This window comes from Kineococcus rubinsiae (assembly GCF_011839805.1).
GTDB classification, from domain to species: Bacteria; Actinomycetota; Actinomycetes; order Actinomycetales; family Kineococcaceae; genus Kineococcus; species Kineococcus rubinsiae.
Genome location: NZ_VWPY01000001.1, coordinates 16,354 through 37,690, shown reverse-complemented (window position 1 = coordinate 37,690; position 21,337 = coordinate 16,354). Strand labels below are relative to the sequence as shown.

The window sequence follows — 21,337 nt, the reverse complement described above, 5'->3', positions numbered from 1 at the left end:
GATCGCGGCCGCCGGGCGCCTTGTCCCCGACATGCCTCTCACCGGTGAGTACGAAGCCAGCCCCGAGGCCTGGGTCCGCGACCAGGTCTCCGCGATCGAGAACTCCGGCGGGACGGAGGGCACGACCCTGCGGGGGATGCCCGTCATCGTCCTGACCACCAAGGGCGCCAAGTCCGGCAAGCTGCGCAAGACCCCGCTCATGCGCGTCGAGCACGACGGCGCCTACGCCGCGGTCGCCTCGCTGGGCGGCGCCCCCAAGCACCCCGTCTGGTACTTCAACGTGCAGTCCGAGCCCCTCGTCGAGGTGCAGGACGGCCCCGCCAAGGGCGACTACCGCGCCCGCGAGGTCACGGGCGAGGAGAAGGCCGCGTGGTGGGAGCGGGCCGTGGCGGCCTACCCCGACTACGCCGACTACCAGGCCAAGACCGACCGGGAGATCCCCGTCTTCGTGCTCGAGCCGGTCGCCTGAGCGACCCCCGCCGCCGCGCCGCCCGCCCCGGTCCTCGGGGCGGGCGCTGCGCCGATCGGGTGACGACCCCTCAAGCCCTCCCGGTCCGGCTGGCACACTCGGTCACACAGGAAGTACTTGGTGTGACGAGGCGCAGGGAGCGTGGGGACATGAGGATCGGATCGGTCACCTCGACACCGGCACTGCGGGGCGCGTCCCGCGCGGGTGCGCTCAGCGCGGTCAGCCCGGTGCACGGCATCAGCCCCGACTACGTCGACGAGAACCCCCTCGACGAGCTCACCTCGTCCGACCGCGCGTTCCTCGCCCACCTCTACGGCCCGAGCGTCGACCTCGAGCGCCTCGTCGGCACCACCGTCGGGCAGCTCGCCACGGAGATCGCCCGCGACCGCGCCCGCGGGGCCGTGTCCGGCGGCCGCGACCTCACCGCCGAGGACCTGCGCCGCATCGTGGGCCGGCTCACGACGACCAGCCGGCCGGTGCCCGTCGACGTCCAGGCCCGCCTCATGGCCCGCCTCTCCGTCCCCGAGACGGGCGGGCGCCTCGACGTCGTGCTCTGACGCGGCGGGCCCCGGACCTGCGCCGGCCGCCGCCTGGCACGCTGAGCGGGTGCGCCTCTTCCTCGTCCGCCACGGCCAGAGCCCCTCGAACGTCCGGCACCTGCTGGACACCGCCGTCCCCGGCCCGTCGCTGACCGACCTCGGCCGCGAGCAGGCCGACGCGGTCGCCGCGCTCCTGGCCGACGAGGGCATCGGCCTCGTCGCCGCCTCCTCCCAGGCCCGCGCCCAGGAGACCGCGCGCCCCCTGGCGAGCGCCCTCGGGCTCGACGTCCGGGTCCTCGACGGCCTCCGCGAGATCGCCGCGGGCGAGAACGAGATGCGCGGCGACGACGAGGCGGTCGCCGCCTACCTCGGGGTCGTCGCCTCGTGGCTGCACGGCGACCTCGACGTCGCCCAGCCGGGCGCCGAGGACGGCCACGCCTTCCTCGCCCGCTACGACGCCGGCGTCGCCGACGCCGTCGCGCAGGCGCGCGCGGCGGGGGTCGAGGCGCTCGCGGTCGTCAGCCACGGCGCGGCCATCCGCACCTGGACCGGCGTCCGCGTCGCCAACCTCACGGCCGACTTCGTCATCGCGCACGGGCTGGAGAACACCGGGTGCGTCGCCCTGGAGGGTTCCCCCGAGGACGGCTGGCGCGCCCTGACCTGGATGGGGGCCGTCGTGGACGCCGACGAGGCGCGCGCCACCGGCACCGGCCCGGCCGGCGAGCCCGCGGACACCGTCCCCGGTTCGGTGTTCTGAGCGGTCCGCCCCCAGGTGGGTACCCTCCCGCGGTGACCGAGACGATCCGCTGCAGCACCGCCGACCTCACCGAGCGCGCCCGCGCCCTCGCCACCCGCGGCTCCCGGACGGTGCTCGGGCTGACCGGCGCCCCCGGGGCCGGCAAGTCCACGCTCAGCGCCGCCCTCGTGGCCGCGCTCGGCGCGGACACCGCCGTGATCGTGCCCATGGACGGCTACCACTACGCCAACGTCGTCCTCGAGGCGCTCGGCCGCCGCGACCGCAAGGGCGCGCAGGACACCTTCGACGCGGGCGGCTACGTCTCCCTGCTGCGCCGGCTGCGCAGCGGCGACGAGGAGGTCGTCCACGCGCCCGAGTTCCGCCGCGAGCTCGAGGAGCCCATCGGTTCCGCGCTGCCCGTGCCGCGCGACGTCCCGCTCGTCATCACCGAGGGCAACTACCTGCTGCTGCGCGAGGGTCCGTGGGCGGGGCTGGAGGGGCTCGTCGACGAGACCTGGTACCTCGAACCCGGCGACGACCTGCGCCACGACCGCCTGGTCACCCGCCACGAGGCGTTCGGCAAGCCGCCGGCCGAGGCTCGCGCGTGGGCGCTCGGCACGGACGAGGCCAACGCCCGGCTGATCGCGGCCCACCGCGACCGCGCCGACCTCGTGGTGCAGCTGACCGACTGACGGCCCGTCCCTCCCGTCCCAGGCGTCACGCCTGTTGCACCGCTGTGCGGGGGCTGGGAGGGTTCCGCCGAGACGACGGCGCTCACCGCCCGCGGTGGCGTCCCGTGCCGGCGACCGGAAGGCGCACCGCCATGACCGTCCGCACCTCCACGACCGTCCGCACCTCTGCCGCGCACCCCGCCTCCCCGGCGCGCCGCCGGTTCCGGCCGCGGCTGCTGCTGAGCGCGGGTCTCTGCGCCGGGCTGGTCTGCGGGGCGGCCGTCGCCCCCGCCGCCGCCGTGCCCGGCCCGCCCGCGCTCCCGGCCCCGCCCGCTCCCGTCGCGCTCGTGCCCGGTGCCGACCGGCAGGCGGTCGCCACGGGCTTCGGCGGCGCCGTGTCGAGCGTCGACCCGGACGCCACCCAGATCGGGCTGGACGTGCTGCGCCGCGGCGGGAACGCCGTCGACGCGGCCGTGGCGACGGCCGCGGCGCTGGGTGTCACCGAGCCCTACTCCGCGGGCATCGGGGGCGGCGGCTTCCTCGTCAGCTACGACGCCCGCACGCGGCGCGTCTCGACGATCGACGGCCGCGAGACGGCCCCCGCCGGGCTGAGCGAGACGGGGTTCCTCGACCCGGCGACCGGTGCCCCGCGGCCCTTCGCCGACCTGGTGAGCTCGACGCTCTCGGTCGGCGTGCCGGGAACCCCGGCGACGTGGGCGACGGCCCTGCGGCGGTCCGGGTCGCTGCCGCTGGGCGACGTGCTCTCCGGCGCCCGCTCCCTCGCGGAGCGGGGTTTCGTCGTCGACGAGGAGTTCCACGACCAGACCGCCGCCAACGCCGCGAGGTTCGCCGACTTCACCTCCACGGCGGACCTGTTCCTGTCGGGCGGCGAGGCCCCCGCCGTCGGGTCGGTGTTCCGCAACCCCGACCTCGCCCGCACGTACGGCCTGCTCGGTGAGCAGGGCGTGGGTGCGGTCTACGGCGGGGAGATCGGGCGGGCGGTGGTCGACACCGTCGCCGCGCCCCCCGTCGCACCCGGCGTCACGCGGAACGTGCTGCGCGGCAGCATGACCCTGGCGGACGTCACCGCCTACGAGGCCGTGCTGCGGCGGCCCACCCGGGTCCGCCACGCCGGGCTCGACGTCTACGGGACGCCCGCGCCCAGCAGCGGCGGGACCACCGTCGGCGAGGCGCTGAACATCCTGCAGGCCACCGGCCGCGGGGCGCAGGGGGCGGACCTGGAGCACCTCAAGCTCGAAGCGGCGGCGCTCGCCTTCGCCGACCGCAACCGCTGGGTCGGCGACCCCGACGTCGTGGGCGTGCCGCAGCGGGAGCTGACCTCGCAGCGCTTCGCCGCCTCGCGGGCGTGCCTCGTCGACGTCGACGCGACCCTGACGCGGCCCCTGGCGGCGGGCGCCCTGCACACCGGCGTCACCTGCCCCGCGGGCGGTCTCGCGAACCCCACGCCGTACGAGGGGGAGTCCACCACCCACCTCGTGACCGCGGACGCCGCGGGGAACGTCGTCTCCTACACGCTGACCATCGAGCAGACCGGCGGGAGCGGCATCGTCGTGCCCGGCCGGGGCTTCCTGCTGAACAACGAGCTCACCGACTTCGACGCGGCCCCCGTGGTCGCGGGCCAACCCGACCCGAACCTGCCCGGGCCGGGCAAGCGGCCGCGCAGCTCCATTGCCCCGACCATCGTCCTGCAGCACGGCCGCCCGCTGCTGGCCACGGGTTCCCCCGGCGGGGCCACCATCATCGGCACCGTGCTGGGGATCCTCGTCAACCGCCTCGACGGCGGGCTGGACCTGCCCGCGGCGATCGCCGCCCCGCGGGTCTCGGAGCAGAACGGGGCCGCGGCCTCCGCGGAGCAGGCCTACGTCGACTCCCCGCTGGGCCGGGAGCTCGCCGCCCGCGGGCACGTCTTCACCCCGACCGGGGAGATCGGCGCGGCCGTCGGGCTCGAGTTCCTCGCCGACGGCCGCATCCAGGCCGCCGCCGAACCCGAGCGCCGCGGCGGGGGAGCCGCGGGCGTGGTGCGTCCCGCGGACTGACCCCGACGGGACCGGGACCGGGACCGGCGCCGGGTCCGGCCGGCGGGTCAGGCGCGGTCGGCATCGGCGACCTCCTCCTCGGGGCGCGGGGCGACGTTCTCGTCCACCTCGAGCTCGGGGACGGCGTCGTGGCTGGGCTGGTCGGTGCCGGACTGGTCGGTGCCGGACTGGTCGGTGCCGGACTGGTCGGTGCCGGACTGGTCGGTGCCGGACTGGTCGGTGCCGGACTGGTCGGTGCTGGACGTGTCGTGCTGCGGCTGCTCGCTCATCCACCGCACGCTACGGCCCGCCACGTCCGCGCGGCCGGTGGGTGTTCAGGGGAACGGGATGCAACCGCCCGCGCGGTCGCTGCGTCACAGGCCCCGCGGACCACCGGAACGTCCGGTGGAGCACCGCACCGCAGGAGGACCCCATGGCCAGCAGCCGCACCCCCGCCACCCGGCGTCCCGCCCCGCACGACCGCACCCCGCACGACTCCCGCGCTCACCTCCAGGCCGCTCGTCCCCGGGGCGCGCGCACGACCGCCCGGCTCCTCGCCGCGGGCGCGGCCGTCGCCGGCCTCGCCCTCGTCGCGGGCCCGGCCGGCGCGACGCCCGCCCCGACGACGCCCGACGCGACGACGGCCGCCGTCACGACGGCCGTGCAGACCTCCCCGGCCACCGCCGCCGTCCCCCGCTCCGCGTACGCGGTCACCGACGTCCGCACCGCCGCCGCCGACCCGGCGTGGGCCGGGGCGGCGCTCGAGCCGACCGGGGACGACCTCGACCCCGCCACCGTCGTGCTGCACCTCGTCGCCGGGGCCTGGACGGTCGTCGACCTCGGCACGGCGCAGGTCGGCTGCGGCACCGCCCCGGCCGCCGTCGCCGGCGACCTCGGGCTCGGCTGCTGACGTCCGGCCGAGCCCGGGGCGACGGCCGGCTCAGCCGAGGTCGAAGTCGGCCTTGCGGATGAGGCCGTGCACCCCCGTCGTGCGGTCCACGACCTGCGAGACGTGGAAGTCGGTCGCGGCGCTGAGGTAGGCGTAGGCGACCGGCCCCGGCATCCCCAGGTCGCCCGTGAGGAAGCTCAGCCCCTGCCGGACCGCCGTCCGCATGGCCTCGGCGAGGTCCGTGCCCTGGGCACCGCCCTCGGGGCCGTCGGGGTCGCTCAGCCCGATGGGGATCCAGTGCTCCGCGGTCTCGGCGAAGGGGTACTCGGCCGCGGCCTTGGGCGCACCGTCGCCGGGGCGGACCACCGTGAGCCGCAGCGTCGCCCGCAGCGACCCCTCCAGGGCCGTGAGCGCGACCTCCCCGTCGCCCTGCGCCATGTGGGGGTCGCCGACGAAGAACTGCGCGCCCGGCACCCGCACCGGCAGGTACAGGGTCGAGCCGACGACCAGGTCCTTGATGTCGACGTTGCCCCCGGTGTCCGTCGGCGGCACGGAGTCCACGAGCCGGCCGGTGTCCCGCGCCACCCCCATCACGCCGAGGAAGGGACGCAGCGGGAAGCGCGCCCGGACCGGCCCCGGCAGGGCCCCCACCAGCGTTCCCCCGCTCGCCGCGACGGGGGTGAAGACGCTCACCTCGCCGCCGACGTTGAAGTAGTCGGCCAGCGCCGCGTCGCCCTCCCACTGCTCGGGGAACTCCCCGGGCAGCGCGCCCTTGCCGTGCCGGTTGGAGATGACGCCGTACGGCACGCGCAGGGCCAGGTCGAGGACCTCCACCTTCAGCACGTCCCCCGGCTGCGCACCCGTGACCGCGACGGGCCGGTTGACGACGTGCGGCCCGGGTCCGTCGTGGGGGGTGTGGGCGGCGATGGCGACCGCGTCCCGCAGGACGTCGCGCTCGCGCACCCCGAAGCCCGTGAAGTACCCGCGCGGGTCCCGCCCCTGGTCCTCGAGGATCCCTTCGTGCGAGACCGTGTCGATCGTGACGACGTCGCCCGAGGACACCACGGTCACCGGCTCGGTGTCCCGGTTGGGCAGCCGCCCCCACAGCACCGAGGCCGGGTCGGTGCGGACGTAGCGGCCGGAGCGCGGGCCGCGACCCGGCTGCAGGACCTGCGGCAGGACGCCGTGCGGGGACGTGGCCCCGCCCGCGGTCGAGGGGGCGGCCGAGGCGGGGGAAGCGGTCGAGAGGACGCCCGCCCCCGCTCCGAGTCCGGCCGCGGCGCGCAGGACGGAGCGCCGGCGGAAGGCCGGCGACGACGTGGGGGAGGTGGGGTTCACGAGCGCCACCTGATCAGCAGCGCGTGTCGTCCCTGTTGCGCTGCGGTTGCGCTGCCGTGAAGGAGGCCGCGGGTAACGTCGACGGGTGCCCGCTGACCTGATCGGACTCGACGTGCCCGCACCGCGCTGGGGTCCCCGCTTCCGCAGCCGCCTCGGCTCCCTCATCGCCGGGGCACCCACCGCGGCGCCCGAGGTCGTCGGGGAGGGCGGGCTCACCGAGGCGCAGGCGCTCGAGGTGCTCGACGCGCTGGTCCGCATGGCGGAGGCGCTGCTGTCCTGCGGCGCGCCCGCCGCCGACGTGACCGCGCTGACCCTGCGCGCGGCCCGGGGTTCCGGGCTGCGGCACACGCAGGTGGACATCACCTTCACGGCCGTCATCGTCTCGACCGCGGGTGCCGGCCCGGCCCCCCTCACGGCCGTGCGCGTCGTGCAGGTCCGGGCCACCGACTACTCGCGCCTGTCGGCGCTGTACGAGGTCGCCCACGGGGCGGGCGACGGGCTGCCCGTCGACGAGGTGAGCGCCCGGCTGCGCCGGGTCCTGTCCCAGCGCCGCCCCTACCGGCGCGGGGTCTCGGGCACGGCCGCCGTCGGCCTCGCGGCCTCGGTGGCGGTGCTCCTCGGCGGCACCTGGGCCGTCGCCCTCGCCGCCGCGCTCACCACGACCGTGCTGCAGCTCATCCTCACCGCCGCCAACGCCCGCGGGCTGCCCGCCTTCTTCCAGCAGGTCGTCGGCGCGGCCTTCGCCACGATGGTCGCGCTGGCCCTGGAGGTCTCCCAGCCGCACCTGCCCGGCTGGCTCGGGCCGCTGCCCCCGTCGCTCGTCGTCGGTTCCGGCATCGTCGTCCTGCTCGCGGGGCTCTCGCTCGTGGGGTCGGCGGAGGACGCCATCTCCGGGTTCTACGTGACCGCGGGCGCCCGCGCCTTCGAGACGATGCTCCTGACGACCGGTCTCGTGCTCGGCATCGCCGGCGTCCTCGACCTCGGGCAGCGCGCGGGGATCGGGCTGAGCCTCACGTTCGTCGACGTGCAGGGCTACCCGGCCCCGGTCGAGCTCCTCGCCGCGGCCGCCGCGGCCATGACCTGGGCCGTGTCCGGGTACGCGGACCTGCGCGCCGTCGCCATGGCCGGCGTGGTCGGGGCGCTGGGCTGGGCGGCCTTCGTGGCGGGGACCAACGTCGGCCTCGGCCCCGCCGCCGCGTCCGGTCTCGCCGCGCTGGTCGTCGGTTTCCTCGCCGAGGGCACCGCGTGGCGCTGGAACGTCCCGGGCGTGGTCGTCTCCATCTGCGGGATCGTCGCGCTCCTGCCCGGTCTCGCGATCTACCGGGCCATCTTCACGGTCGTGGGCGGCGGCGTCTCCTCCGGTCTCGCGCAGTTCGTCGGCGCGCTCGGCATCGCCCTGGCGCTCGCCGCGGGGGTGACGCTCGGCGAGTTCTGCTCCACGCCGCTGCGGCGGGAGTTCGACCGGGTGGAGCAGCGGGTGCGGCGCCGGGCGCTGAGCCGGCAGTTCTGAGCGGTGCCCCGCGAGGGGATCCGTGAGTTCGTCCACGCCGGAGACGCTAGGGCCGACCTCCGACACCACGCCCTCATCCGGGGGCCTCGTTCCCGTTGCGGCACAACGTGTCACCGTCCGTGACGAGCCGCCGCCGGGTCCACAGGCGCCTCCGCGGGAGGGGCTGTGGACGACGCCCGCGCGTGTGGTGGACCTCCGCCACGGTGGGCGGGTGCTCCCTCCCCGCCCCGCCGTCCTCCCGTCAGCTCCCGGTGCGCAACCGCGCGGCCAGCGGACCGGTGACCAGTTCGAGCAGCGTCGCGTCCGCGGTGGCCTGCCGGTCCGCGTCGTGCACGGTCGTGGCCACGAGGAGTTCCGCGGCGCCCGTGCGCCGCACGAGGTCCTCGAGCTCGTCGAGGACGTGGGCGGCGGTCCCGTGCACGGTGGACGCGAGCGACTCCTCGGCCGTGCGGCGCTCGCGCGCCGTCAGGGTGGCGAGGTCGGCGCCCGCCGGCAGCGGCGGGAACTCCCCGCGCGAGCGGGCGACGGCGAGCGACCACGCCTGCGGCAGCAGCAGCTCCCGCGCCTGCTCGCCGGTGTCGGCGACCAGGACGTCCACGGCCACGGTCACCCGGGGTCCATCCGGGCCGGCCACCCCGGGGTCCGGGCGGAACGCGCGGCGGTAGTCCTCCAGCGGCCCGGCCGACTGCAGCGCCGGCCCGCCCACGACGACGGGTAGACCCCGCCGGGCCGCGGTGAGCAACCCGCTGCGGGTGGCCAGCACGAACACCGGGGGCGCGCCGACGGCGGGCCGCACGCGGACCTCGCCGCGGCCGTGGAGGTGGTCGAGGAGCTCGGCGAGCTGGGCCTCGAACGCGTCGGGTCCCTGCGCCTCGCGCCCGAGCGCCCGCCGCACGGGGGCGGTGAAGCCCAGCGAGCGCCCGACGCCCAGGTCGATCCGGCCGGGGTGCAGGGCACCGAGGACGGCGAACTGCTCGGCGACCACGAACGGGACGTGGTTGGGCAGCATCACCCCGCCGCTGCCGACCCGGATCGAGGTGGTGGCCGCGGCGACGGCCGCCAGCAGGACGGCGGGCGAGGGGCCCACCACCCCGGGGACGGCGTGGTGCTCCGCGACCCAGAACCGGTCGAACCCGGTCGCCTCGGCGCGCCGGGCGCGCTCGACCGTCGCGCGCACCGCGTCGGCGTCGTCCGCGCCCGCCCGGGTGCGGGAGCGGTCGAGGAGGGAGACCGCGAGGGGGGTGCGCATGGTCTCCGGGACAACACCGGGGACCGGCGGTCGCGTCCCGCACCGGCCGGCTGCCTCCCTCCCGCCCCCACCCGCCGGACGACTCGCGCGGCCTCCACCGCCGTCCGTCCCGCGGCCGCCGCGCGACGCGCCCCCCGCCGGTGGCTCACCGGCTCCCCGCATCGGATAGACAGGACCCGTGTTGCACGTCCACCGGTCGGAGAGCGCCACGGCGCTCGTCGCCGGGCTCGCTGACGTGCTGCGCACCTCGCCCTCCGACCCCTTCGGCGCCGACCTCGTCGCGGTCGGCGCCAAGGGCACCGAGCGGTGGATCGCCCAGCGCCTGTCCCACCACCTCGGTGCCGACGGCGCCGCGGGCGACGGGATCTGCGCGCGCGTCGACTTCACCAGCCCCGCCGCGATGCTCGACACGGCCGTCGCCGCGGCCAGCCCGGAGCACGCCGAGGCCGTCGACCGCTGGTCGCGCGACCGCCTCACGTGGCACGTGCTGGACGTCCTGGACGACCTCGCGGAGGACCCCGGCGACGCCCGCTTCCACGTCCTGCGCCACCACCTGCGCACGGTCGCCGACGGCGGCTCCCCCCGGGTGCGCCGCGTCGCCGCCGCGGAGCGGCTGGCCGGGCTGCTCGGCCGGTACTCCGCCGCGCGCCCGGAGCTGCTGCCGCACTGGGCCGCCGGGGCGGACACCGGCGTCGCCGGGGCCCCGCTGGCCGAGGACCTGCGCTGGCAGCCCGAGCTCTTCCGGCGGGTGCGCGAGCACGTGGGCGTGCCCTCGCCCGCGGAGCTGCTGGGCGACGCGTGCCGCGTGCTGCGGACCGACCCGGGGACCACCGACCTGCCCGAGCGGCTCAACGTCTTCGTCGTCACCCGGCTGGCGACGGCCCGCCTGCAGGTGCTCGCCGCGCTGGCCGAGCACCGCGAGACCCACCTGTGGCTGCAGCACGCGAGCCCGGCGCTGTGGGAGTCGCTGCGGGGCAACGCCCCCGCGGGCGGGTCGCGCGCGGCGGCCGAGGCGGTCGCGCAGGGGACCGTCCGGCACCCGCTGCTGCAGTCGCTGGCCCGCGACGTGCGCGAGCTGCAGGGGCGGCTCGCGACCCTCGCCCCGGGTGCCGCGGACGAGCACCACCCCGGCCCCGCCCCGCAGGCGACCCTGCTGGGGGCCCTGCAGCGCGACCTCGCCGACGACCGGGTCCCGGCGCGCGGGTCGGCGGGGGCTGCGGCGCGCCCGGTGCTCGCGGCGGGCGACCGGTCGGTGCAGGTGCACGCCTGCCACGGCCGCGCCCGGCAGGTGGAGGTGCTGCGCGAGGTCGTCCTCGGCCTCCTCGACGGCGACCGCTCGCTGCAGCCGCGCGACGTGCTCGTCATGTGCCCCGACGTCGAGACCTTCGCGCCGCTCGTGACCGCGGTCTTCAGCACCGACAGCCACCCCGGGGGAGGGCTGCGCGTGGCCGTCGCGGACCGGTCCCCGCTGCAGACGAACCCGCTGCTCAGCGTCGCGGCCCGCCTGCTCGAGCTGGCGGCCGGCCGCGTCACGGCCACGGACGTCCTGGACCTCGCGGGCGCCTCCGCGGTCCGCCTGCGCTTCGGCTTCGACGACGAGGCCCTGGAGCAGGTGCGCGAGTGGACCGTCGACGCCGGCGTGCACTGGGGCCTCGGCCCGGACCACCGCCGGGCCTGGGAGCTGGGCGACGTCGGCCAGGGCTCGTGGCGCGCGGGCCTGGACCGCGTCCTGGTGGGGGTGGCGCTCGGCGGCGGCGACGGCGACGTCCTGCTCGCGGAGGAGGCGGAGCGCGGCACGGGCGGCCTCCGCAGCCAGCCGGTGGTCCCGCTCTCCGACGTGGAGTCCAGCCGGGTGGACCTCGCGGGCCGCTTCGCGGAGCTGCTGGACCGCCTCGACGCGGTCGTCACGAGCTTCACCGGCAGCCACCCGGTGCCCCACTGGTGCGACGCCCTGCTGGAGGGGGTGCTGAGCCTGACCGACACCCCGCGCGACGGCAGCTGGCAGGTCGCCCAGCTGCGGCGGGAGCTGGGCGTCGTGCGCGAGGACGCCGCGCGGGCCGGGGCGGCCCGCGTCGGGCTCACCGACGTGGGCGCGCTGCTGGCCGACCGCCTGGCCGGGCGCCCGCAGCGCTCCAGCTTCCGCACCGGAGCCATGACCGTCTGCACCATGACGCCCATGCGGTCGGTGCCGCACCGCGTCGTCTGCCTCCTCGGCCTCGACGACGGCGCCTTCCCCCGCGTCACCACCGTCGACGGCGACGACCTGCTGGCGCGCGACCCGCAGGTCGGGGACCGCGATCCGCGCAGCGAGGACCGCCAGGTCCTGCTCGACGCGGTCGGGGCGGCCGAGAGGCACCTCGTGATCACCTACTCCGGGCACGACGTGCGCACGGGGGCGATCCTGCCCCCGGCCGTGCCCGTCGGGGAGCTGCTCGACGCCCTCGACGCCACGGCCACGACGGCCGACGGCCGGCCCGTGCGCGAGCACGTCGTGGTCCACCACCCCCTGCAGCCCACCGACCCCCGCAACTTCACCGCCGGGGTGCTGGGCCGCGAGGGGCCCCTGAGCTACGACACCACCGCGCACCGGGGGGCGCTGGCCGCCCAGCGGCCGCCGGTCCCCGTCCCGCCGTTCCTGGATGCGGCCCTGCCGGCACCCCGCGACGGGGGCGACGTCGACCTCGACCGCCTGGTGCAGTTCTGGCAGCACCCGGTGCGCGGGCTGCTGCGCCAGCGCCTCGAGGTCGCTGGCACGGTCCGGGCCGACGAACCGGACAACGCCCTGCCGGTCCAGCTCGACGCCTTGCAGGAGTGGGCGATCGGCGACCGCTGCCTCGCGGCCCGCCTCGCCGGGATCGACGCGGTCACCCTGGCCCGCGTCGAGACCGCCCGCGGCGACCTGCCTCCCGGGGTGCTCGGCACGACGCTGCTGCGCAAGGTCGGGGGGCGGGTGGACCAGCTCGTGACCGCCGCTACGCCGTACGCAGGCCTCGACCGGCGCGCCGTCGACGTCGAGGTGGACCTGCCCGACGGCACCCGCCTGACCGGTGTCGTCGGCGGTGTGCGGACGACGGCCGCCGACGGCGACCTGGCGCTGACGACCACCTACTCGCGGGTGAAGGGCAAGCAGCGGCTGCGCGCCTGGATCGACCTCCTGGCCCTCAGCGCGGCGCACCCGGGGCAGGACTGGACGGCCGTCGTCGTGGGGCGCGGCAGCCGCGACACCACCGCGGTCGTGACGCTCGGGCCCGTGGACCCCGCGAGCGCCCGGGCCGCGCTGGCCGACCTCGTGACCCTGCGGCGGGTCGGCCTGAGCGTCGCGCTGCCGCTGCCCGTGGGGGCGGGCTCGGCCTGGGCCGGGGCCCGCCACCGGGGCCGCTCGCCGGGTTCGGCGGTCGAGGCCGCCCGCTCGGAGTGGACGTCGGGCTACTCCTACCCCCGCGAGGACGCCGAGGAGGAGCACGTGCTCGTGTGGGGCCTCGCCGCGCCGGTGGAGGTGCTGCTGCAGTGGACGCCGCCCGCCGGCGCGCCGCCGGAGGCCCCCCGCAGCTTCGCTGAGCTCGCCGAGCGCGTGTGGCGACCGCTGCTGGACGCGCAACGGCTGGAGGAGCGGTGACGGCACCGGTGACGACGACGGCGCCCCCCGCGGTGCCGGTCGACCTGACCGGCCCCCTACCCACCGGGACGACCGTGCTGGAGGCCAGCGCGGGGACGGGGAAGACGTACACGATCGCCGGCCTGGTGACCCGCTACGTCGCCGAGGGCACGGCCCGCATGGACGAGCTCCTCGTCGTGACCTTCGGCCGCGCCGCGACCGGGGAGCTGCGCACCCGGGTGCGCGAGCGCCTCGTGGCCGCCCTGGCGGCGCTGGAGGACCCGGCGGACCTCGCCCTGCAGGGCGACGACGTCGTCCTGCAGGCGCTCGCGCGGGGGACGGCGGAGGAGGTCCGGGAGCGCCGGGACCGGGTGGCCGCCGCCCTGGCGTCCTTCGACGCGGCCACCGTCGCGACCGTCCACCAGTTCTGCCAGCAGGTGCTCGCCGGGCTGGGGACGGCGGCCGACGTCGACCCCACCGCGACCCTCGTCGAGAGCCTCTCCGACGTCCTGGAGGAGGTCTGCGACGACCTGTACGTCCGGTTCGCGGGCTTCGCCGCGCGCCAGGGCGCCACGGGCCTGCCCTTCGATCGGGCCACCGCGCTGCGCATCGCGAAGGAGGCCGTCGGGCACCCCGAGGCGCGGCTGGAACCCGCCCGCCGGGTCCCCGGCTCCGACGCCGACCTGCGGGTGCGCTTCGCCGCGAAGGTGCGGGCCGAGGTCGAGGCCCGCAAGCAGGCCCGCCGCGTGCTGAGCTTCGACGACCTGCTGGGCCTGCTGCGCGACGCCCTCGCCGCGGAGGTCACCGGCCCGGCCGCGTGCGAGCGCCTGCGCCGCAGCTACTCCGTGGTCCTGGTCGACGAGTTCCAGGACACCGACGAGGTGCAGTGGGACGTGCTGCGCCGCGCGTTCCACGGGTTCGTGCCGCTGGTCCTCATCGGTGACCCGAAGCAGGCGATCTACCGCTTCCGGGGCGCGGACGTGCGCAGCTACCTGGACGCGGCCGCGCTCGCCGGCACACGCGCCACCCTGTCGACCAACCACCGCAGCGACCCGCTCGTGCTGGCGGGCGTCCAGGCGCTGCTGCGCGGTGCCGCCCTCGGTCAGGAGGGCATCGTCGTGCGCCCCGTCGCACCGGCGCACCGCACGCCCGCGCTCGTGCCCGCCGACGAGACCCCCGTCCGGCTGCGCGTGCTGCCCCGCGCGGGGCTCGCGACCGACCGCCAGGGCGTCCCGCTCGTGTCCGCGGTGCGCCCGGCGGTCGCGGAGGACGTGGCCGCCCAGGTGACGTCCGTGCTCGCCGAGGGCCTGGAGGTCCGGCCCCGCACCGGCGGCGCGCGCCCGCTGGCCGCGGGGGACGTGGCCGTGCTCGTGCGCACGTCGTCGCAGGCCGTGCTGGTCCAGGAGGCGCTGCAGCGCAGGGGCGTCCCCTGCGTCCTCAGCCGCGGGCCGAGCGTGTTCACGACGCCCGCCGCGCGCGAGTGGGTCGTCCTGCTCGAGGCGCTCGAGCAGCCGCACCGCGTCCAGCGGGTGCGCCGCCTCGCCCTGTCGAGCTTCGTCGGCACGACGGCGGCGGCCCTGGACGCCGCGGGCGACGGGGCCACCGACGACCTGTCGGCGGAGCTGCGGCAGTGGGCGCGGGTGCTGTCCGAGCGCGGGGTCGCGGGGCTGTTCGCCGTGGCCGGGGAGCAGCACGCCCTCGCCCGCCGCCTGCTCGGGCGCAGCGGTGGCGAGCGGCTGCTCACCGACCTCCGCCACGTCGCGGAGACCCTGCACGCCGAGGCGGTCGCGGCGGGCCTGGGCCTCGCGAGCCTGCTCTCGTGGCTGCGCACCCGCGTCGAGGACGCCGGCGCCGACGTCGACCAGGAGCGCTCGCGCCGGCTCGACACCGACCGCGCGGCCGTGCAGATCGCGACCGTGCACACCAGCAAGGGCCTCGAGTTCGAGGTCGTCTGCCTGCCCTACGGCTGGGACGAGGCCGGCGGCGGGTCCAAGGACCGGCTGCCCCTCGCGCACGACCCCGAGGGGCACCGCGTCCTGCACGTCGGCGGCCCGGGGGCCCCGGGCTACGCCGAGTGCTGCGCGGGGGAGGACGCGGACGGCTCCGGCGAGGAGCTGCGCCTGCTGTACGTGGCCGTGACCCGGGCCGTGTCGCGGGTGCTGCTGTGGTGGGCGCCGTCCACGAAGACGGCGCGCGGGCCGCTGCACCGCCTGCTGTTCGCCCCCGACCCGCTGCGGGTGCCCGAGGCGGTGCCGGTCCCGTCCGAGGCGGCCGTCCGCGCACGCCTGGAGGAGTTCGCGACGCCCGGCTCGGGCATCGTCGTGCAGACGGCGGAACCGGTCGACGTCGTCGCCGTCCCCGTCGCGCCGGTGGGCGACGGCCCGCTGCTGGAGCCCGCGAGGTTCCGGGCCACCGTGGACGGGACCTGGCGGCGCACCTCCTACAGCGGCCTGACCCGCGCGGTCCACGAGACCGCGCACGCCGGGGTCGGGTCCGAGACCGACGCGCCGGTGCTGGACGACGAGGCCGACCTCGAGGACACCGCGGCCCTCGTCGACGACGCCCCGCCCGGGAGCCCCGACCCCGAGGAGGGCTGGCGCGCCGTCGTCGCCCCGATGGCCGACCTGCCCGCGGGTGCGGAGTTCGGGACGCTCGTGCACGGGGTCCTGGAGCACTTCGACTCCGCCTGCGCCGCACCGCTGGAGGAGTTCGCGCGGCTCGCCCGCGAGGGCTTCGCGCCGGCGAGTGTCGACGTCGACCTCCTGGCCCGCGGGCTCCTAGCTGCCGCCGGCACCCCGCTCGGCCCCCTCGCCGACGGCCGGCGGCTGCTCGACGTGGCGAGCGCCGACCGGCTGGTCGAGATGGACTTCGAGCTGCCCCTCAGCGGTGGCGACGACGCCGGGAGGGAGGGTTCACCGGCCCACGCCCGGCTCGACGACGTGGCCGACCTGCTGCGCCGGCACCTGCCGGCCGGGGACCCCGTGGCCGTGTACGCCGCGGCGCTGTCCGAACCGGTGCTCGGGGCGGAGACGCTGTCCGGGTACCTCACGGGCTCCATCGACGCCGTCGTCCGCGTCGGCGACCGGGACGCCCCGCGCTACCTGGTCGTGGACTACAAGACGAACCGGCTCGCCGGGCCCGGCGAGCCCCTGACCGCGTGGCACTACCGCCCGAGCGCGCTCGACGACGCCGTGCGCGCCGCGCACTACCCGCTGCAGGCGCTGCTCTACTGCGTCGCCCTGCACCGCTTCCTGCGCTGGCGCCAGCTCGGGTACGACCCCGAGGTGCACCTGGGCGGGGTGCTGTACCTGTTCCTGCGCGGCATGTGCGGGGACGAGCTGACCGTGCCGGCCGGGCAGGCGCCCCCCGGCGTGTGGTCGTGGAAGCCCCCGGCGGCCCTGGTCACCGACCTGTCCGACCTGCTGGCGAGAGGACCCCGGTGAGCACCCCCACGGTCGACCTCGGGGCCCGCTACGCGCTGCGCGCCACCGGCCTGCTGCGCACCTTCAACCAGCTCGGGGTCCTGCAGCCCGCCGACGTCCACGTCGCCGCGCGGCTCGGCGCCGTCGCGGGGGAGGCCGACGACCGGGTGCTGCTGGCCCTCGCGCTGGCCGTGCGGGCCGTCCGGCACGGCTCGGTCGTGCTGCGCCTGGCCGAGGTCCCGGTCACGGTCGTCCCCGAGGACGTCGAGGACACCGGCGAGGTCGGCGGCGCCGACCTGCCGTGGCCCGAGCCGGGGGAGTGGCTGGAGGCCGTCCGCCGCAGCCGGGTCACCACCGACCACGACGCGGCCGGCGCCCTCGGCGTCCGCGACCTGGGCGACGGGTCGGGCCGCCCCCTGCACCTCGCGGACGGTGGGGTGTGGCTGGACCGGTACTGGCGGCAGGAGCGCGCCGTGGCCGAGGACCTCAGCGCTCGCGCGGGCGTCGTCCCCGCGGTCGACCCGGCGCGCGTGGCCGCCGTCCTGGCGCGCCTGTGGCCCGGCAGCGACCCCGACGACCAGCGGCACGCGGCCGCCGTGTGCCTGCTGTCCGGGGTGGCGGTGCTGGGGGGCGGTCCGGGCACGGGCAAGACGACGACCGTCGCGCGCCTCGTCGCGGCGCTGCGGGCGCTCGGCGAACCCGGGCCGCCGCCGCGGATCGCGCTGGCCGCCCCCACCGGCAAGGCCGCGGCCCGGCTCACCGAGGCCGTGGGCACCGCCGTGCGCGACGCCCCCGCCGGCGTCTTCGACCCCGCCGACGCGGCCTTCCTCGGGAGCCTGCAGGCCTCCACGCTGCACCGGCTGCTCGGCATGCGCCCCGGCTCGGTCCGCGCGCGCTACGACGCGGGCCACCGTCTGCCGCACGACGTCGTCATCGTCGACGAGGCCTCCATGGTCGGGCTCGGCGTGGTCGCCCGGCTGCTCGCCGCCCTGCGCCCGAGCGCCCGGCTCGTCCTCGTGGGGGACCCCGATCAGCTCGCCTCCGTCGAGGTCGGGGCCGTCCTGGCCGACCTCGCCGCCCCCGCGGCCTCGCGCGAGCGCGCGCCGCACCTGCTGCGGCGCCTGGCGATCGCCGTGCCGCACGACGTCCCCGCCCCGGGTGCCGTCCCGGACGCGGAGGAGCGGACCACCGTCGCCGACGGGGTCGTCCTGCTGCGCACCACGCACCGCTTCGCGGCGGGCGGGGGCATCGCGGACCTCGCGCAGGCCGTCCGCGCCGGCGACGCCGAGCGGACGCTCGCCGTGCTGCGCGGCGGGGACCCGGCGGTGCGGTTCCACGAGGTGGCCGAGGACGAGGCCGTCACCGGTGCCGCGCTCGAGGCCGTGCGCGCCGACGTGCTCGCCGCGTCGCGGGCCGTGATCGAGGCGGCCGCCGCCGGGGACGCCGTCGCGGCGCTCGCGGCCCTGGACTCCCACCGCGTCCTCTGCGCGCACCGGCGCGGCTTCCGGGGGGTCTCGCACTGGGCCGCCCTCGCGCACCGCTGGTCGGTGGAGGAGGTGGGCGTCGTCCCGCGCCCCGACGGTCGCTACGTCGGCCTGCCCGTCCTCGTGACGAGCAACGACCCCGTGCTCGGCGTCTTCAACGGCGACAGCGGGGTCGTCCTGGAGCGGGCCGGGGAGCTCGTCGTGGCCCTCGGCCGCGGCGACGGGCCCCGGTCGGTCCCGCTGTCGCGGCTGGCCGAGGTCGAGACCCTGCACGCCATGAGCGTGCACCGCAGCCAGGGGTCGCAGTTCGCGGCCGTCAGCGTGCTGGCCGCACCGGCGGTCTCGCCGCTGGCGACCCGGGAGATGCTCTACACCGCCATCACACGGGCGCGGCGGCACGTGCGCGTCATCGGGTCGGCCGACGCGGTCGCCGCCGCCGTGGAGCGTCCCCTGGCGCGCGCGACGGGACTCGCCGCGCGCCTGCGCTGAACCCCGGCGCGCGCCGAGGGACTCGCCGTCCGGCTGCGCTGAACCCTGGGCCGCGCGACGGGACTCGCCGCCCGGCTCCGCTGAGACCCCCGCCGGCCCCGCGCGCCCGGCCGCCGCGGCGCCGCCTCGCTGGGCGGACGTCATGCGCCGCAACGCACGACGCCGCCCCGGGAGGTCCCGGGGCGGCGTCGTGTGCAGGTGGTCGTCAGCCCACGCGGGGCGCGTCCGCCTTCGCGTAGATCTCGGTGTTCTGCGCGGTGGGGATGAGCGCGTCCTCGGACCGGGTCTGGTTCAGCGACACGGCCTGCACGGGGAGCACCGCGTGCAGGATCCAGTCGGTGAGCACGCGGACCCGGTTGGGGATGCTCGGCAGGGCGTACAAGTGGTACCCGCGGGCGACGATCTTGGCGGGCAGGCCCGTCAGCTCGATGCCCAGGGGCTTCGCGACCGCGGTGAGGCCACCGAGGTCGGCGACCAGCCCGAGGTCCTTGTGGATGTAGTCCTTCGCCTGACCGACGCCGAGGCTGGCCGCGATGTTGCGGCCGACCGCGGTGCCCTGGCGCTGCGCGTGCTGCGCCGTGGGCGGCGTGACCGGCTGGGGGCCGTCCGCGGGCTTCGGCTTGGCGAGGTCCGGCACGGCCGCGGCGTCGCCGACGGCCCAGACGTCCTCGGCGGCGCGCATCTGCGCGTCCACCACGAGGCGGCCGCGCTCCAGCGGCAGCCCCAGCGTCCCCATCAGCGGGCTCGCGACGATCCCGGCGCCCCAGATGAGGGTGCGCGAGGGGACGACGGAGTCGTCGGTGAGGGTGATGGTGGTCTCGTCGACCGACTTCACCGACACGCCGAGGCGCACGTCGATGCCCCGGTCGCGTAGCGCACCGAGCGCGTACTTGCCCAGGTCGGCACCCATCTCGGGGAGCACGGCCGGAGCGACGTCGATGAGCAGCCAGCGGACGTCCGAGGCCTTGATGTTGCTCCACCGGTCGGTGACGCGGCTCAGCCAGCGGTGCGTCTGGGCCACGATCTCGGTGCCGGTGTAGCCCGCGCCGACCGCGACGACGGTCATGCGCTCACGGCGCTCGGCGTCGTGCTGGGGGCCGGCCGGGAGGGCGTCGGCCAGGTCGAGCTGGTTGAGCAGGTGGTCGCGGACGAACACCGCCTCGGTGATCGTCTTGACGCCGCGGGCGTGCTCGGCGACCCCGGGGATGGGGAAGCGCCGCGACACGGAGCCGGGGGCCAGCAGGAGCTTGTCGTAGGAGACGACCTGGGTCTCCCCGGCGTCCCCTCGGGTGATGTCGACGGTGACGGTCTTGGCCTCGAGGTCCACCGAGGTCGTGTGACCGACGATCAGGCGGCTCTTGGGGAGCGCCTGACGCAGGGACACGGCCACGTGGCGGGGCTCCAGGACCGACGCGGTGACGTCGGGGAGCAGCGGGCTGTACGTCAGGTGGTCGGTCGGACTGATCATGACGATCTCCGCCGCACCTGCCGGAAGCAGCCGCTCGAGCTTCTTCGCCGCGTACAGGCCGGCGAATCCGCCGCCGACGACGACGACGCGAGCTCTTCCGTTCATGCCTACACACCTCTCTTCGTCCCGTCGCCGGGCTCGACGGTTGCCCGTCGATCCTCGCACGGACCCCACAGGTCGCTCTCCGGGAGGGTGCTCCACGCCACACGGCGGGTCAGGAGCGCGCGCCGGCGGCCGCCTCCAGGTCGGCGACGACGATGCGGTTCACGGGCATCAGGGCCTCATGACCCGGCCCGTGGTGTCGGGATCGCGGAGCAGCTCCTTCAGCCGGTCCGGGACGACCTGCCACGAGAGACCGAAGTGGTCCTCGAGCCAGCCACAGCGGCTCTCGCGCCCGCCGCCGGCGACCAGCCCGTCCCAGCAGCGGTCGACCTCCGCCTGGTCGGCGCAGGCGATCGAGAGGGACACGGCCTCGGTGAACGGGAACTGCGGCCCGCCGTTCAGGGCCTGGTCGTCGCGGCCGTCGAGGGTGGAGGTCACCACCAGCGCCGTCCCGTCCGGCCCGGGCGAGACGGACGTGACGGCGGAGTTCGGGAACAGCGAGGTGCAGAGCGCGGCGGCCTCCTCGGCCTGACCGTCGAACCAGAGGCAGGGAGTCGTGCTGGGCATCGCGGGCTCCTCGGGGCGGGGAGGTCGTCGGCAGGCCGCCTGGACGGTCGGGGACTCCCGGGCGCGCGGGGACTCATCGGTCCTGCAGTGCGGAGCGCCTCAACGGCGGGCGGGGCAGTGGGCCAGGTGGTCGTCGACGAGCCCGCAGGCCTGCATCGTGGCGTAGGCGGTGGTCGGGCCCACGAAGCGCAGGCCGGCGGCCTTCAGCGCCTTCGCCAGAGCGGCGGACTCCGGCGTCGACCCCGGGACGTCGTCGGGGGTGAGCGGCGCCGGTCGCGGGGCCGGGGCGTGCGACCAGACGAGCTCGGAGAGGCCGCCCGAGGCGCGCAGCGCCACGACGGCCCGCGCGTTGGCGATCACCGCCTCGACCTTGAGGCGGTTGCGGATGATGCCCGGGTCGGCCATCAGCCGGGCCACGTCCTCGTCGTCGAAGCCCGCCACGGCCTCGGGGTCGAAGCCCGCGAAGGCGGTGCGGAAGGTCTCCCGCCGGCGGAGCACGGTGATCCACGAGAGCCCGGACTGGAAGGCCTCCAGGCTCAGCCGCTCGTACAGCTCCCGGTCGCCGTGGACCGGCCGCCCCCACTCGGTGTCGTGGTAGGCCTCGTAGAGGGGGTCGCCCGTGCCGAAGCAGCGGAACGGCGCGGGCTCGGCCGGTGGCGGGTCGGGGAGGGTCACGCCGCGGATGCTGCCAGCCGCGGGGGACACCGTCCCGGTCCCCTCCACAGGCCCCTCCGTCCACAGGCCGGGCGGCCCCACCCGCCGCGCCGGCCGAC

16 protein-coding genes are annotated in these 21,337 nt (G+C 77.2%); 10 read left to right on the top strand and 6 right to left on the bottom strand.

Annotated elements, in window-relative coordinates; all coding sequences use genetic code 11:
* Positions 1 to 31 precede the first annotated feature (31 nt).
* The 5 genes from F1544_RS00135 (at position 32) to F1544_RS00115 (ending at position 4,472) form a co-directional block, all read left to right on the top strand.
* A complete protein-coding gene (locus F1544_RS00135; RefSeq protein ID WP_167580788.1) occupies positions 32 to 469 on the top strand; it encodes a nitroreductase family deazaflavin-dependent oxidoreductase in 438 nt (145 codons plus the stop codon).
* A 149-nt stretch (positions 470 to 618) separates the two neighbouring features.
* Positions 619 to 1,026, top strand: coding sequence for a hypothetical protein (locus F1544_RS00130; RefSeq protein ID WP_167580787.1), 408 nt, complete (start codon positions 619 to 621; stop codon positions 1,024 to 1,026).
* A 49-nt stretch (positions 1,027 to 1,075) separates the two neighbouring features.
* Entirely contained in the window at positions 1,076 to 1,765 is a 690-nt protein-coding gene (locus F1544_RS00125; protein ID WP_167580786.1) for a histidine phosphatase family protein, read from the top strand.
* 32 nt (positions 1,766 to 1,797) lie between these two features.
* The gene (locus F1544_RS00120) at positions 1,798 to 2,436 is read left to right on the top strand and encodes a nucleoside/nucleotide kinase family protein (protein WP_308469786.1); all 639 of its coding nucleotides are present in this window, start codon (positions 1,798 to 1,800) and stop codon (positions 2,434 to 2,436) included.
* 131 nt (positions 2,437 to 2,567) lie between these two features.
* Positions 2,568 to 4,472, top strand: a complete 1,905-nt coding sequence (locus F1544_RS00115; RefSeq protein WP_167580785.1) for a gamma-glutamyltransferase family protein — start codon at positions 2,568 to 2,570, stop codon at positions 4,470 to 4,472.
* A 47-nt stretch (positions 4,473 to 4,519) separates the two neighbouring features.
* Here the strand turns inward: F1544_RS00115 and F1544_RS00110 are convergent, their stop codons facing one another.
* Positions 4,520 to 4,741 carry a hypothetical protein gene (locus tag F1544_RS00110; protein WP_167580768.1) on the bottom strand — a complete coding sequence of 74 codons (222 nt, stop codon included), beginning with the start codon at positions 4,739 to 4,741 and terminating at the stop codon, positions 4,520 to 4,522.
* Positions 4,742 to 4,884: 143 nt separating this feature from the next.
* On the opposite strand from F1544_RS00110, the gene F1544_RS00105 reads away from it, so the two are divergent.
* Positions 4,885 to 5,361, top strand: a complete 477-nt coding sequence (locus F1544_RS00105; protein ID WP_167580784.1) for a hypothetical protein — start codon at positions 4,885 to 4,887, stop codon at positions 5,359 to 5,361.
* Between the two features lie 30 nt (positions 5,362 to 5,391).
* Here F1544_RS00105 and F1544_RS00100 read toward each other — a convergent pair whose 3' ends face one another.
* Positions 5,392 to 6,678, bottom strand: a complete 1,287-nt coding sequence (locus tag F1544_RS00100; protein WP_308469785.1) for an acetamidase/formamidase family protein — start codon at positions 6,676 to 6,678, stop codon at positions 5,392 to 5,394.
* An 85-nt stretch (positions 6,679 to 6,763) separates the two neighbouring features.
* On the opposite strand from F1544_RS00100, the gene F1544_RS00095 reads away from it, so the two are divergent.
* Positions 6,764 to 8,188, top strand: a complete 1,425-nt coding sequence (locus tag F1544_RS00095; RefSeq protein ID WP_208971025.1) for a threonine/serine exporter family protein — start codon at positions 6,764 to 6,766, stop codon at positions 8,186 to 8,188.
* Positions 8,189 to 8,429: 241 nt separating this feature from the next.
* Here the strand turns inward: F1544_RS00095 and F1544_RS00090 are convergent, their stop codons facing one another.
* Positions 8,430 to 9,437 carry an MsnO8 family LLM class oxidoreductase gene (locus F1544_RS00090; RefSeq protein ID WP_167580782.1) on the bottom strand — a complete coding sequence of 336 codons (1,008 nt, stop codon included), beginning with the start codon at positions 9,435 to 9,437 and terminating at the stop codon, positions 8,430 to 8,432.
* A gap of 178 nt (positions 9,438 to 9,615) precedes the next feature.
* Here F1544_RS00090 and recC point away from each other — a divergent pair, with 178 nt between their 5' ends.
* Genes recC through recD form a run of 3 tightly spaced genes read left to right on the top strand, consistent with a single transcriptional unit; the run spans position 9,616 to position 18,427 of the window.
* Complete coding sequence (recC, locus tag F1544_RS00085; RefSeq protein WP_167580781.1) at positions 9,616 to 13,053, top strand: exodeoxyribonuclease V subunit gamma; 3,438 nt, start codon at positions 9,616 to 9,618, stop codon at positions 13,051 to 13,053.
* Entirely contained in the window at positions 13,050 to 16,475 is a 3,426-nt protein-coding gene (locus tag F1544_RS00080; RefSeq protein WP_167580780.1) for a UvrD-helicase domain-containing protein, read from the top strand. The genes recC and F1544_RS00080 overlap by 4 nt, the downstream gene beginning before the upstream one ends.
* Positions 16,472 to 18,427, top strand: coding sequence for an exodeoxyribonuclease V subunit alpha (recD, locus tag F1544_RS00075; RefSeq protein WP_167580767.1), 1,956 nt, complete (start codon positions 16,472 to 16,474; stop codon positions 18,425 to 18,427). Before F1544_RS00080 ends, recD begins: the two co-directional genes overlap by 4 nt.
* Before the next feature lie 205 nt (positions 18,428 to 18,632).
* Here recD and F1544_RS00070 read toward each other — a convergent pair whose 3' ends face one another.
* The 3 genes from F1544_RS00070 to F1544_RS00060 all read right to left on the bottom strand — a co-directional run bounded on the left by F1544_RS00070 (position 18,633) and on the right by F1544_RS00060 (position 21,239).
* Entirely contained in the window at positions 18,633 to 20,000 is a 1,368-nt protein-coding gene (locus tag F1544_RS00070; protein ID WP_167580779.1) for an NAD(P)/FAD-dependent oxidoreductase, read from the bottom strand.
* A gap of 168 nt (positions 20,001 to 20,168) precedes the next feature.
* Entirely contained in the window at positions 20,169 to 20,564 is a 396-nt protein-coding gene (locus tag F1544_RS00065) for a VOC family protein (RefSeq protein ID WP_208971024.1), read from the bottom strand.
* 99 nt (positions 20,565 to 20,663) lie between these two features.
* Positions 20,664 to 21,239: a DNA-3-methyladenine glycosylase I gene (locus F1544_RS00060; RefSeq protein ID WP_308469784.1), complete on the bottom strand. Its 576-nt coding sequence runs from the start codon at positions 21,237 to 21,239 to the stop codon at positions 20,664 to 20,666.
* Positions 21,240 to 21,337: the final 98 nt, after the last annotated feature.